11 protein-coding genes are annotated in these 13,352 nt (G+C 64.5%); 8 read left to right on the top strand and 3 right to left on the bottom strand.

Annotation, left to right across the window (positions count from 1 at the left end):
* Positions 1 to 310: 310 nt before the first annotated feature.
* The 4 genes from K728_RS0108185 to K728_RS0108200 all read left to right on the top strand — a co-directional run bounded on the left by K728_RS0108185 (position 311) and on the right by K728_RS0108200 (position 3,920).
* Positions 311 to 694, top strand: coding sequence for a DUF3499 domain-containing protein (locus K728_RS0108185; RefSeq protein ID WP_024476376.1), 384 nt, complete (start codon positions 311 to 313; stop codon positions 692 to 694).
* Positions 695 to 774: 80 nt separating this feature from the next.
* A complete protein-coding gene (locus K728_RS0108190) occupies positions 775 to 999 on the top strand; it encodes a Trm112 family protein (protein ID WP_019483636.1) in 225 nt (74 codons plus the stop codon).
* Between the two features lie 38 nt (positions 1,000 to 1,037).
* Entirely contained in the window at positions 1,038 to 2,528 is a 1,491-nt protein-coding gene (ahcY, locus tag K728_RS0108195) for an adenosylhomocysteinase (RefSeq protein ID WP_024476377.1), read from the top strand.
* Between the two features lie 111 nt (positions 2,529 to 2,639).
* Entirely contained in the window at positions 2,640 to 3,920 is a 1,281-nt protein-coding gene (locus K728_RS0108200; protein ID WP_024476378.1) for a L,D-transpeptidase, read from the top strand.
* Positions 3,921 to 3,948: 28 nt separating this feature from the next.
* Here the strand turns inward: K728_RS0108200 and K728_RS0108205 are convergent, their stop codons facing one another.
* The gene (locus tag K728_RS0108205) at positions 3,949 to 4,752 is read right to left on the bottom strand and encodes an RDD family protein (RefSeq protein WP_024476379.1); all 804 of its coding nucleotides are present in this window, start codon (positions 4,750 to 4,752) and stop codon (positions 3,949 to 3,951) included.
* Positions 4,753 to 4,833: 81 nt separating this feature from the next.
* Here K728_RS0108205 and K728_RS0108210 point away from each other — a divergent pair, with 81 nt between their 5' ends.
* Both K728_RS0108210 and K728_RS0108215 read left to right on the top strand, forming a co-directional pair.
* Positions 4,834 to 5,826: a stage II sporulation protein M gene (locus tag K728_RS0108210; RefSeq protein ID WP_019483632.1), complete on the top strand. Its 993-nt coding sequence runs from the start codon at positions 4,834 to 4,836 to the stop codon at positions 5,824 to 5,826.
* Positions 5,827 to 5,953: 127 nt separating this feature from the next.
* A complete protein-coding gene (locus K728_RS0108215; RefSeq protein ID WP_024476380.1) occupies positions 5,954 to 7,114 on the top strand; it encodes a TIGR01906 family membrane protein in 1,161 nt (386 codons plus the stop codon).
* Positions 7,115 to 7,267: 153 nt separating this feature from the next.
* Here K728_RS0108215 and K728_RS0108220 read toward each other — a convergent pair whose 3' ends face one another.
* On the bottom strand, positions 7,268 to 8,788 hold the full coding sequence (locus tag K728_RS0108220; RefSeq protein ID WP_024476381.1) for a dolichyl-phosphate-mannose--protein mannosyltransferase: 1,521 nt from the start codon (positions 8,786 to 8,788) through the stop codon (positions 7,268 to 7,270).
* A 251-nt stretch (positions 8,789 to 9,039) separates the two neighbouring features.
* Here K728_RS0108220 and rsmI point away from each other — a divergent pair, with 251 nt between their 5' ends.
* Complete coding sequence (gene rsmI, locus K728_RS0108225; RefSeq protein ID WP_116778952.1) at positions 9,040 to 9,942, top strand: 16S rRNA (cytidine(1402)-2'-O)-methyltransferase; 903 nt, start codon at positions 9,040 to 9,042, stop codon at positions 9,940 to 9,942.
* 205 nt (positions 9,943 to 10,147) lie between these two features.
* Entirely contained in the window at positions 10,148 to 11,629 is a 1,482-nt protein-coding gene (locus K728_RS0108230) for an NAD-dependent succinate-semialdehyde dehydrogenase (protein ID WP_019483628.1), read from the top strand.
* A gap of 19 nt (positions 11,630 to 11,648) precedes the next feature.
* Here the strand turns inward: K728_RS0108230 and K728_RS0108235 are convergent.
* Positions 11,649 to 13,352: transglutaminase TgpA family protein (locus tag K728_RS0108235; RefSeq protein WP_024476382.1), on the bottom strand; the 1,704-nt coding region annotated here is incomplete at its 5' end.

Here is a 13,352-nt window from a genome sequence, read left to right on the forward strand (position 1 = left end):
CCCGCGAAGGCCCCGGCCGTGTCTGTTTCTCCGACGTCGGCTGAAACTCGGGCCGCGATGGGCGGACCCTTTGGCGTCGTCTGGGTCGGTCAACTGCACAGAGAATGTTGAACTGTCCCGCATGTACTGACTGTAAACCCATTGCGCCCCAATGCAAGGTTTTGGTGGGCCAACCGGGCCCTTAAATACGAGCGGTGCCTAAAACAGGATCGGAATGGGACGCAGCGGGTCCGTTGAGCCGAATCAACGCCGCGCTGACCTGCGCCATGATCCCCGCCTTTGAAAGGCCGAGCGGGTAGGCTGACTAGTCGTGGGATCCCTTCGAACTTGTTCACGCTCTGCCTGTGAGCGCGCCGCCGTCGCGACGCTCACCTTCGTGTACTCCGATTCCACCGCGGTCCTTGGTCCACTGGCCACCTACGCTGAACCCCATTGTTACGATCTGTGTACCTCTCACGCCGAACGACTGACCGTTCCCCGGGGCTGGGAAGTAGTCAGACTCGCCCTGCCATCGACGCCACAGGAACCCCACCCCGACGACCTCGTTGCCCTCGTCAACGCCGTCCGTGAAGCTGCCACCGACCGCAACCAGGACACTGGCCCCGTGATCCGCGGCAACAAGGGAACCCTTGAACCACCCGCTGGCGCAGCCGGCGCACGACGCGGGCACCTGCGCATCCTCCGCGAACAGTAGAATCCTCGCGGACAGAAGCCGAGGCGGTCCCGGGGCAAATCACGGTTCTGCCTCCGCCATGCCCGCGATAAGCTTGGTTCATGAGCCCCATATCGCCTGATCTGCTTGCTGTGGTCCGCTGTCCCGTCACTGGCTCAGCGCTGGTTGAAGAAGGGGAGTTCCTGGTTTCCTCTGTGACCGACAGCACAGGAAACCCGGTGCAATACAGCATCGACGAGGGCATCCCTGTGCTCCTCCGCCCCGAACTACTAGTAGCAGCCACCGAGGCCGGCTCCGACGAGCACGACGGGCCAGTCGCAAATTAGTCCCAGTGCAGCACCAACGAACAGGAATGCGCCACACCATGACCTTTGACTTCAAAGTTGCCGACCTCTCACTCGCCGAAGCGGGGCGCCACCAGATCCGCCTGGCCGAGCATGAAATGCCAGGACTCATGGCTTTGCGCCGTGAATTCGGTGACAGCCAGCCGCTCAAAGGCGCACGCATCGCCGGCTCCCTGCACATGACGGTTCAGACCGCAGTGCTCATTGAAACCCTCACCGCGCTCGGCGCCGAGGTCCGGTGGGCCTCGTGCAACATTTTCTCCACCCAGGACGAAGCTGCCGCGGCGATAGTCGTTGGCTCGGGCACAGCAGACCAGCCCGCCGGGGTACCGGTCTTCGCCTGGAAAAACGAGACCCTCGAGGAGTACTGGTGGACCACCACCCAGATCCTCAGCTGGCCGGGCGAGCAAGGCCCCAATATGATCCTCGACGACGGCGGCGACGCCACCCTGCTGGTGCACAAGGGCGTTGAATTCGAGGCAGTCGGTGAGGTTCCCGCCGGACCGTCCGAGGACGACATTGACTACTCCCACGAATTCTCGGTCGTCCTGGACGTCCTCCGCGGCACCCTCGCCGCTGACCCGCAGAAATGGACCCGGATCGCAGCAGACATCAAGGGTGTGACGGAAGAGACCACCACTGGCGTGATGCGGCTTTACCAGCTGGCACAGCAGGACAAGCTGCTGTTCCCGGCCATCAACGTCAACGACTCGGTCACTAAATCCAAGTTCGACAACAAGTACGGCATTCGGCACTCCCTACCCGACGGTCTCAACCGTGCGACCGACGTCCTCATCGGAGGAAAGGTCGTCGTCGTGTGCGGGTACGGAGACGTTGGAAAGGGTGCCGCTGAGGCACTCCGTGGCCAGGGTGGACGAGTCATCGTCACCGAGATCGACCCGATCTGCGCGCTTCAGGCCGCGATGGACGGATACCAGGTGGCCCGGCTCGAGACGGTGCTGGCACAGGGTGACATTTTCATCACCACGACCGGCAACAAGGACGTCATCATGGCGCACCACATGGCCGGAATGAAGCACCAGGCCATCGTTGGAAACATTGGCCACTTCGACAATGAGATCGACATTGCGGGTCTGGCGAAAACCCCCGGCATCCGCAAGGTCGAGATCAAGCCCCAGGTACACGAATGGGTCTTCCCGGCCGATGAGGCGACCGGCGCGGCCGAGCACACCATCATCATGCTGTCCGAGGGCAGGCTGCTGAATCTGGGCAATGCCACCGGGCACCCCTCCTTCGTGATGAGCAACTCGTTCGCCAACCAGACCATCGCCCAGATCGAACTGTTCACCAAATGGAAGCAAAACGATCTCGAGGGAAACCGCGAGTACGCCAACCAGGTGTATGTCCTGCCCAAGATCCTCGATGAGAAGGTGGCCCGGCTGCACCTCGACGCGATCGGCGTCGAGCTAACCGAGCTCACCAAAAGCCAGGCAGAATACCTCGACATCGAGGCATCGGGTCCTTACAAATCGGATCACTACCGCTACTAGCCGCTGGCTTGACGTGGCTGTGACCTAGAGCTTGGCCAAAAATGGCTGCCCCACACCGTAAAATCGGTGGTGGGGTGGCCATTTTTTCAGCAGGATTGTGGGTAGGACAAGATGACTGAAGGTCAGCAGGGTATGAGCAGGAGCCGAAAAGGGTGGGTCATCGGTGGGGTGGCGGTGACGGCTGTCCTGATCGCGGCCGGCGCCGCAATAGCTGTCGCCCCCAACTGGGCCGGGATCGAAAACGTGCCAGCCGCAACCTCCTCACCGAACGCCACCTCCTCACCGAACGCCACCGTGCCCGAGGCGACGCCGTCCCCAACACCCACGGTGGCGACAGCATTTGAGTTCGGGGCGACTCCCGCCGACAACGCCGAAGAGGTCAATCCGATCGCGGTGCCCGAAATCCGGGTTGAAAACGCGGTCATCGAAAGCGTGACGCTCCGTTCAGCAGACGGCGGGCAGCCAGTTGAAGGCACATTCAGCGACGGCGATTCGGTGTGGACGGCCAGCGAGCGACTCGAGTTCGCCACCACCTACGACTTCGACTTTGTGCTGGCCGACGCCGCTGGGAATACCGCCACCGAATCGCAAAGCTTCACTACCGTGATGCCCGCCAACGAAGCCGATGCGGGTATCTACCCGTTGGACGGCACCACCGTGGGAACGGGCCAGCCAATCGAGATCAACTTCAGCGAGCCGGTAATTAATCGCGACGACGTGGAGTCAGCGATCACCATTACGAGCTCCAGCGGCCAGGCCGGGGCCTTCCATTGGCTCAGCGACACCAAAGTGCGATACCGCGCCGAAGAGTTCTGGGCACCCAACAGCACCATCACCGTCGACATGAATCTGTTTGGGGTGGACTACGGCAACGGCATGATCGGTAACTTTGACAACCAGATGACCATCAATACCCACAACACCAAACTGGCGGTCGTCGACAACGAGACCAAGATGATGGACGTCTATATTGATGGGGCCCTGACCCGAAGCTTCCCCATCACTCTCGGAACGGAGGACTGGCCGTCGACGATCGGCTACCACGTGGTGATGGAGCAGTACGAATCCACCAAATTCACCGCCGAGTCAATTGGGCTGGAGCCCGGGGACGACGCCTACTATGAGCCCACAGTCGTCAATCATGCAAGCCGCATCTCCAACGGCGGTGCTTTCGTGCACGAAGCGTTGCCTGCCGCCCAGGTCGCGCTGGGTAACATCAACGTCTCCCACGGGTGCATCGGAATGTCTCCTGAGGGAGCCAAGTACTTCTACGACACCTTCGGCCCGGGCGACGTCGTTCAGATCAAGAACACCGGCTACGGCCCGATGTTCATCTGGGACGGCTTCGGCGACTGGAACACCCCCTGGAGTGAATACAGCAACCAGCCGTAACCATCGGAATCCCAGCACGCCTGACGGATTACTGGCTGAACGGCAGCCGGTGTAGCCGCTCGGCAGCCTTGGTGGTGCGTGCACGCTGCCGCATCAGCCTTCCGAGGTCCCGCTCCCGACGTTCGGCGAGGACCGCGTTGAGGAAGTCCTCGGGGTGGGTGTCTGCGGGGGGCAGTGGAGCGACGTAAACGGACACCTCGGTTGCCAGCTCGGTTGCCAGCGTCTGTCGCGCCATCAGGGTCAGGCGGGGTGCCTGGCCGATGAATGCCGCTACCCGCCGTGCCAGGGGATCCGGAAGTTGAAGAAGATCCGCGGTGGCAAGCCAGCCCGTGAGATGCGGGGGAGTCACAGCCCGGGTCCGGGGTTTCTCCATCACCCGTTCATGCATGGAGTAGGTGCCCGCCAGCAGGTCACCCAGCCGCTTCGAGCGCTCATTGAACACCGCTACCAGGAATGCCAGGGAACCCACCAGCAGGTAGATTTCGAGGACGGCGAGCATCCCGCGAATGAAGGCATGCCGGAAGCGGATGGCGCCGCCGTCGTCGCGCACTATCCTCAGCCCCATGACCAATCGGCCCAGCGATTTGCCCCTGGTCAGGGTCTCGATGGTCACCGGGACCACGAGCACGACGAAGATGACCAGGACCAGGACCAGCGCCTGGCTCAAGGCTGGGTCAAGCGAACCCCCCAAGGTGCCGCTGACCCCCAGAATGATCGCCAGGGCCAGAAGGGCCTGGGCGATGATGTCGATGAGCAGGCTGATGCTGCGGGCGCCGAAGGACGCGGGACGCAACTCCAGGACTACTGCCTCACCTGTCACCACCGAACTCATTGCACATCTCCCTGGTCGACCGGGCCCCGGTGGGCCCTTCATCCTGAAGCTTATCGGCCGCGGCCCGGCTAAGCTGAAAGGGTGGACGTTGATGCTTTCGTTGAGGTGAACCGCCCGGATTGGGAGCGGCTTGATGAGCTGGTCCGCCGGCGGAAGCTGTCGGGGGCCGAGGCCGATGAACTGCTGGTGCTCTATCAACGCACCTCGACCCACCTGTCGATGATCAGGTCAATCGCCCCCGAGAGTGCCCTGTCGGGCGCCTTGTCAATGCGGCTGTCCCGAGCTCGGACCCGATTCACCGGCGCCCGCTCCAACTTTATGGAAGACGTCGCAGGTTTCTTCGTCGTCTCCCTCCCCGCGGCCTTCTACCGGGTGCGGTGGCTGACCGTCGTCGTCGGCGTGCTCTTCATCGGGGTGGCCTGGCTGTACGGTGCCTGGGTGGCTAATACTCCGGGAGTCATCGCGGCGATGGGCGGCGACGAGTTCGCTGAGCAGTACGTCCAGGAAGATTTCGTCAACTACTACTTCGAGAACCCTGCGGCATCCTTCGCGGGCCTCGTGTGGACCAACAACGCCTGGATTGCGTTGCAGGCGGTGGCCTTCGGGGTGACTGGCGTCTGGGGGCCGTGGATCCTGTATCAGAATGCCCAGGGCGTCGGCATGGCTGGTGGCACCATGGCTGCCTACGGTGAATTGGACACGTTCTTCATCTACATCCTGCCCCACGGCTTTATGGAGCTGACGGCCATCTTCATCGCAGCCGCGGCAGGGTTGCGCATCTTCTGGTCCTGGGTGTCGCCGGGGTCCAGGACCAGGGCCAACGCGCTCGCGGAGGAAGGCCGATCGCTCATCACCGTTGCGCTTGGCCTGGTGCTCGTTCTTTTCATCTCCGGGCTGGTGGAGGGGTTCGTTACGCCCAGCCCGCTCCCCGCCTGGCTGAGGATCAGCATTGGGTTCCTGGTGTTCGCCAGCTACTGGGCCTATACGCTGCTGCTGGGACGCCGGGCGGTGAACGCCGGATATACCGGGGATCTTTCGAGCCTTGACCGGGGCGAAACGGTTCGCACTGCCTGATTTGTTGGTGCTGGCAGGTCCAGGACTTTGGTCAGCCGCCCGACGTCGGACCGGCCTCCACAGGATCCAAGGGGCGCGGCGGTACGCTCGTTCGTAAGTACTTGCGCAATTTCTAGGAGATAACCCAGTGGCTGAAAACGACGAGACCAAGCAGCACACTGGAGCTGACGTGCCAGCCGGGGAGTCCGCCCCGGAGACGACAGCGATTCCGGTGGAACCGGCTGGTGAATCGGTCATTGCTCAACGGAGTTCACTACCGATGCGCAGGGCGAGCACGATGCCGGATCTCAGCCGCTTCGACGACAAGGAGCCGGCCAGGGGTGCAGGTGCGACAGGCCCCGCTGCGGCAGCAACTGCCGAACAGAGCGACCCGGAGCCGGCCAGTGATTCTGTCGGTGACAGCCCCGCGCCCAGGAGCTCCGTGTCGGACCAGCCTGAGTCCAGCAGCTCCGCGACCAGCGGTACCGTCGACGATCCCGCGCCTGACACTGCGGCTCTGTCGGCCCGTCCGTCTGAGGAAGAAGCGAAACGTCGGGCCGCCGAACGGGATGAAGCATTCACCAGCAAACCCGTCATGGCGCGGGTATTCCAGGTCCTGATCGCCGGGTTCTTCCCGATCATGCTCCTCGCGGCGGCGATCCGGGCGGTCACCTCACCTCTCTTCCTCTGGGTGGAGTACCACCGGCCGGGCTTCCCGGCCGACAGCTTCGGCTTCAGCACCGACGACCGAATGACCTATGGGTCGTACACCGTCGACTACATCCTCAACTGGGCGTCGCCGCGCTACCTCGGAGAGCTGGTCAATTCCGACGGCGACCAGCTTTTCCTGGACAGCGAGGTGGGGCACATGCTCGACGTCAAGGTGGTCCTGGTGATCAGCTTCGCCGTCGCGCTCGCGATGTTCGTCTTCACCATCGCCGCCTGCTGGTACCTGGCGCGCACCTATCCCGGCGGTGTCCGCAGAGGCCTGTTCGCCGGGGCCCTCACAACCCTGATCCTGATGATTGCACTCACCGTGACTGCCATCCTCGGCTGGCAGACCTTCTTCACCCAGGTCCACGCCCTGTTCTTCGCCGACGGCACCTGGACCTTCAGGGCCGACGACACCCTTATCCGGCTCTTCCCGGCACAGTTCTGGATGGACGCAGCAATCACCGTCGCGGCGCTCGTCCTCATCGTCACGGTGGTCACCCTCGTGCTCACCTGGCCCACAAAGGGCCGACGCGACAGGTCGCGGCTCGCAGGTGAGGCCGCCCAGCAGCGTCGCCTGGATTCGTTGGCGCTCTAGCGAGCCAGTCCACCGCTGAGAAGCGAGATGTGGTGGGCTGGTGGTTCCCCAGGTCGCCAGAGCTAACCCTTCAGCGGTTTGGCGGAGGTTGACGGGTTCGAGGCCGGAACGGCGCGGGCTGAACGCCACACGCAATCAGCCCCTTGATGAGGATCAGATCCAGCTGGGCATCCACATGCGAAGCCGCCACTGGTCATAGGGGATGAGCTCGGCCGTCCAGATCGGCAGGAAATAGGCGGAGAGCAGCACGGCCGCCGCCACGAACCCGCCGACCAGCATCAGGCCCGTCCGGCGGCGCGCGGGAGGGGCCCAGGAACGGCCGAGGATCAGGCCCAGGCAGTAGACGAGGGCCAGGATGAGGAAGGGCTGAAAGGCGATGGCGTAGAAAAAGAAGGTGGTCCGTTCCGGGTAGAGGAACCATGGCAGATACCCTGCCGCGACACCGGCGAGGATAGCGCCAGCGCGCCAATCCCGCCGTCCCACCCAGAAGAAGATCAGCACGATGAGGGCGATTGCCGCGGACCACCAGATCAGTGGGTTGCCTACTGAAGTTACCGCACGGGAGCAAGCCTCGACTGCGCACCCCTGGTCGACACCCAAATCACCCTTGTAGTAGAAGGACACTGGTCGGCCCATCACCAACCAGGACCAGGGAGTGGACTCGTACGGGTGTTCGGAGCCGAGACCCTCATGGAAGGTATACGCCGCCCGGTGGTAGTCGGCGAGCGACCGGATCGACGCCGGGAGCCACTCCCACGCTGGGGCTGGGTGGTCTGCTGCCCACTGGCGGTTGTACGCGTCGGAGGACAGGAACCAACCGGTCCACGTGGCCAGATAGGTCAGGGCAGCGAGCGGTACGAGTGAGGTAAAAGCCTGAACCCCGTCCCTTAGGACAGCGCCGGTAATCCACCGCTGCACCCCGACAACCCTGCGGGCGTTCATGTCCCAGAGCACGGTCATCAGGCCGAACACCGCGATATACGGGATTGCTGACCACTTGGTGCCCAGGGCCAGGCCAAGACTGAGACCAGCCACAATCCGCCAGGGTCGCAGCCCGAGCCACGGACCGTACAGCAAGTCGGCGGCCGACGGTCGAGCGCCGCCCGGGGCCGCAGCCGCCAGCACCGACAGCTTCGCCGCTAGTTTCCGGCGTGCGTGGTCCCGGTCCAGCAGCAGCGCGCCAAACGCTACCACCAGCCAGAACATCAGGAACACATCAAGGAGTGACGTCCGGGAATGCACCAGGTGATGCCCGTCGACGGCGGTGAGCAAGCCGGCAGCTGCACCGAGGATCGGGGAACCGAAAAGCCGCTGAGCGATGAGAGCGATGAAAAGTATGGACAGCGTGCCCACCACGGCGGCGGAGAAACGCCAGCCAAACGGGTTATCACTACCGAAAAGGAGCATCCCCATGGCGATCATCCACTTGCCCACCGGTGGATGCACCACATAGTCGGGGGTGCCCAGGATGACCCCGGTATTGCCGCTGTTGAAGTCGGCGTCGGGGTCCTCGGGCCATTCCCGCTCGTACCCGGACAGCAGGTAGGAGTAGGCGTCCTTGACGTAGTACGTTTCGTCGAAGACCAGGGTCTCAGGTTCGCCAAGTCTGACGAACCGGAGCAACCCACCGATCACCATGACGGTCAGCGGTAGGAGCCACGCAAGAATTCCCATCGGGAGGCGCTCGCCGAGTAGCCGACGTCGCAGCACCACCGCGTCATAGGCGGTGCGCGGAGAATGAACCCAGCCGTGAGCCGCCGGAACCCCGGCAGCCGGCGGCGGGGAAACGGCGGTATGACTCACCTTGCTTATGCTACCGCCAGGGTGGGCCAGCGGCGCTGGCGCTGCGGGTCTACGCTGGAACGGTGAATACCACTGGCAACACCCACGATGATAGCGACGCTTCGCCCCTGGAATCCGACGCGATCTCCTCTGACGAGGACGCATCCGAAGAATTCGAGACAGCGGCGGATTTCGCCGCACAGGGCACTCCCGACGGCGGCCGGATTGTCCTTGCTGCAACCCCGATCGGGAACGCGAACGACGCGTCAGCACGCCTGGTCTCGCTGCTGCAAACTGCTGACATTGTCGCCGCCGAGGACACCAGGCGGCTGCAACGGCTGCTGAGGGCACTTGAGATCAGGGTGCAGGGCAGGATTGTCAGCTATCACGAGCACAACGAGGTGGCCCGGACGGCTGAATTGCTGGAACAGGTGGCGGGCGGAAAGACCCTGCTCATGGTCACCGACGCCGGGATGCCGTCAGTTTCCGATCCCGGGTATCGGCTGGTGGAGGCCGCGATTGCCGACGGCGTCGAGGTCACCATGGCTCCGGGCCCGTCAGCAGTGCTGACCGCGCTTGCCCTCTCAGGGCTCCCGACGGACCGATTCTGTTTTGAAGGATTCCTGCCGCGCAAGACGGGGGAGCGGAACTCGCGCCTGGCTGAGCTCGCTGACGAACGGCGGACCATGGTGTTCTTCGAGGCACCCCACCGCCTCGAGGTGATGTTGAGGTCGCTGCACCAGGTCCTGGGAGCGGACCGCCCGGCGGCGGTAGCGCGGGAGCTCACCAAACGTTACGAGCAGGTACTCAGGGGCCCACTAGCTGAGCTGCTGGACTGGGCGGAAACCACTGAGGTCAGGGGCGAGATCGCCGTCGTCGTCGGTGGCGCACCACCGGCCGCACCCGCCAACCCGGCGGACCGGGTGGCCGCAGTAGCCGCTCTGGTGGACGAGGGGATCCGGTTGAAGGATGCCGTGGCGGCAGTCGCCGAGGAATCGCGGATCAGTAAGCGGGAGCTCTACGCTGCCGTGATCGCCGCGCGCTGATCGCCGCGCGCTGATCGCCGCGTCATGACCGGGGTCTGCCGCTACCCACCTGGATATCGTTGTGCATCTGGACAGCGCAGGACGGGTGACGCCGTGCAGGCTGGCATGGACAGGCCTCCAATCCCGGGTCTAGCGTGGTGCTGGACGGCCAACGCGCCGATTTCTCGCGATTCCCACCCCGCAAACCCTCTTGGAGGCACCGACTATGGCAGTTACCACCCAGCGTGAGCAGGAACTTTTGGCCCAGGTTCCCACCGGCCTGCTGATTGGCGGTAGCTGGCGGGACGCCTCGACCGGGAAGACCTTCGACATCGAGGATCCGGCCACCGGGAAGATCCTCAAAACCATCGCTGACGCCAGCCCCGCCGATGGCATGGCGGCCCTGGACGCGGCCGCCGCCGCGCAGGAGAGCTGGGCTCGTACCGCCCCCCGTGAACGGGGTGAAATCCTGCGGCGTGCCTTTGAGCTGGTTACCGCCCGCGCGGATGACTTCGCGCTCTTGATGACCATGGAAATGGGGAAGCCCCTCGCAGAGGCACGCGGCGAAGTGACCTACGGCGCGGAATTCCTGCGCTGGTTCTCTGAGGAAGCGGTGCGCGCGACGGGCCGGTACTCCACCTCACCCGACGGCAAGACCCGGATCCTGGTGAACAAGAAGCCCGTCGGTCCGTGCCTGTTGATTACGCCGTGGAACTTCCCGCTGGCGATGGCTACCCGCAAAATCGCGCCGGCCATCGCCGCCGGCTGCACCATGGTGCTCAAGCCCGCCAACCTGACACCGCTCACGTCGTCGTTGTTCGCCGCAGTTCTCGAAGAGGCTGGCCTGCCCAAGGGCGTGCTCAACGTTGTCCACACCTCCGACGCCCAGGGCGTCACCGGGCCGCTGATCGACGACAGCCGCCTCCGCAAGCTGTCCTTCACCGGGTCGACCCCGGTGGGCCGCAACCTGCTGGCCGCAGCGGCGAAGAACGTGCTGCGCACGTCGATGGAGCTCGGCGGCAACGCCCCATTCGTGGTCTTCGAAGACGCTGACGTCGACGCCGCAGTGGCGGGCGCGATGCTCGCGAAGCTTCGCAACATGGGAGAAGCCTGCACCGCAGCCAACCGGTTCATCGTCCACGAATCGGTGGCGGCTGAGTTCGCCGAGAAGTTCGCTGCGAAGATGAAGACGCTCGAAACGTCCCGCGGCACCGAGGAAACCTCGACGCTCGGCCCGCTCATCGATGAGAAGAGCCGCACCAAGGTGCACGAACTGGTCACTTCAGCACTCGACGACGGAGCCACCTGCCTCGTCGGTGGCGCGCCGGTGGACGGCCCAGGGTACTTCTACCAGGCGACCGTCCTGACCGATGTGGCACCGGGATCGCGGATCCTGCAGGAAGAGATCTTCGGTCCCGTCGCGCCAATCATCACCTTCGCCTCGGAGGACGAGGCAGTCCGGCTAGCCAATGACACCGAGTACGGACTGGTTGCCTATGTGTTCACCCGCGATCTGAACCGCAGCTTGCGCATCGGTGAGCGGCTCGACGTCGGGATGCTCGGCCTGAACGCTGGCGTGGTGTCCAACGCCGCGGCGCCGTTTGGGGGAGTGAAGCAGTCCGGGCTGGGCCGTGAGGGTGGTTCCGAGGGGATCGAGGAGTACCTCTACACCCAGTACGTCGGCATCGCTGACCCCACCGCTTCCTGACGACTCGCTGAGGTCATGGTCAGGAGTCGTTGGAGAGGGACCTGGGCAGCCACCGAGCCCTGAACCGCACGGTGCGGCTGCTGCGTTCCCGGAGGGACCGGACGACGGACTCGATGTCCTCCCACCCGGCGTGCACGAGGTGGTCCGGGTGGGCGTACTCCTCAGTCTCGTAGGCGCAGCTGAGCCGAGCCAGGGCGGTCGCCGCCGCATCATCAATCCTGGTGCTGGCCGCTAGCCGGGTAGCGAAGGTTCGGGGGGTGTCGGTGGGCAGCGCAGGGTGGCCATAGTCGGCCGCAAGGTCGGTGGCTTCGGCCCAGGCCAGTGTTGCTGCCCCCCTGGATCCTACGGCCGCGTTGAACTTGCGACGGCGATTCCGGCTGCGCAGGGTGCGCAACAGGAACGGCACGATGAGCAGGAGTGCAGCGACCACCAGTGCCGCTGTGATCAGAGCCGAGGTCTCCCTCGCCCGGTCAGGATCGGCTTCTCCGGCAGGCTGGCCGTCGGCGCCCATCGGGGGATCCACTGGCGTGCCCGGTTCGAGCGGCGGATTGCCCCCCGGCGTCAGGTCGTCGGTATTCGGCACCGGCGATCCGGGGGCAAAGGCCGTCTGCGCGTAGTCGGGAACCACGCCGCGGGAGGGTGTGGGCTCGAATTTCACCCAGCCGACGCCGTCGAAATAGAGCTCAGGCCACGCATGGGCGTCCTGGGAGGTCACCGTAAACTCGGTCAGCTCAAGCCCGTCGGGGCCCTGCACCGATCCTCCGGTCGCATCGCCGGGCGCATAGCCGACAGCCACTCTGCTGGGAATGCCCGCCAGACGGGCCATCACCGCCATTGCACCGGCATAGTGGACGCAGTACCCGGACCGGGATTCGAGGAAACGGGCAACGACGTCGAGGCTGTTCCCGTCATACCCGCCGTCGACCGGGGCGTCGACCGAATAGGTGAAGGCTGGTCCCCGCAGATAGTTCTGGATGGCCAGAGCCTGCTGATAGGGGTTGGCGATGTCGTCGGTCAGCTCCGCGGCCGTGTCCCTGATGATCCCGGGAGTGGTGTCCGGCAGGGCCAGAAACTGGGCGTCGACAGCCCCCTCGGGGACCGGGCCAATATCCTCCAGCACCTCGCGGGAAAGTTCCGGCTCAGCGCTGCGGACGTCGTACTGTTGCTGGGCGGTGGACCCGTTATCGGTGGCAATCACGCTGAGGTTCAGCGGATCCCAGGACCAGCGGCCCGAAAGGTTGGAGAAACCCACCGGAGCATAGGGGGCGAGGAGCCAGGGGCTGGTGAACGAATTAGTGGTGATCCGGGTGGTGGTGACTACTCCGGTGTCGATGGAAGCTCTCACCTCGTCGGTTCCCATGTTCTCCACCCCGGGTTCCCTGAGGCCGTACCGCTGGTCCGGTTCCCACCGCTGTCCGTCGAAGTCCTCGAGGGTGACAGCCCGGAGGTAGAGCGCATCCGGGGAGTCGGTGGCATAGGTAATCTGGCCGTAGCCAGTGGGATTCCGTAGATCATTTCCCAGGGTCACGACCGGATTTAGCCCGGTGGCGGTACCCCACAAATTGACCTTGGCACCCTGGGGGAACGCCCCCACATTGAATCCCGGAATGGCCAAGGGGACCAGCACCGTGACCGCCAGGGCCGCGGCGCCGATCGACAACCCGCGGGCCAGCCGGCCGCCCGAGGCATCGTGGGACGGACCGGCTGCCTGCTGGCTGTCCCG

It is taken from the genome of Arthrobacter sp. CAL618, assembly GCF_000468215.1.
Lineage (GTDB): Bacteria > Actinomycetota > Actinomycetes > Actinomycetales > Micrococcaceae > Arthrobacter_D.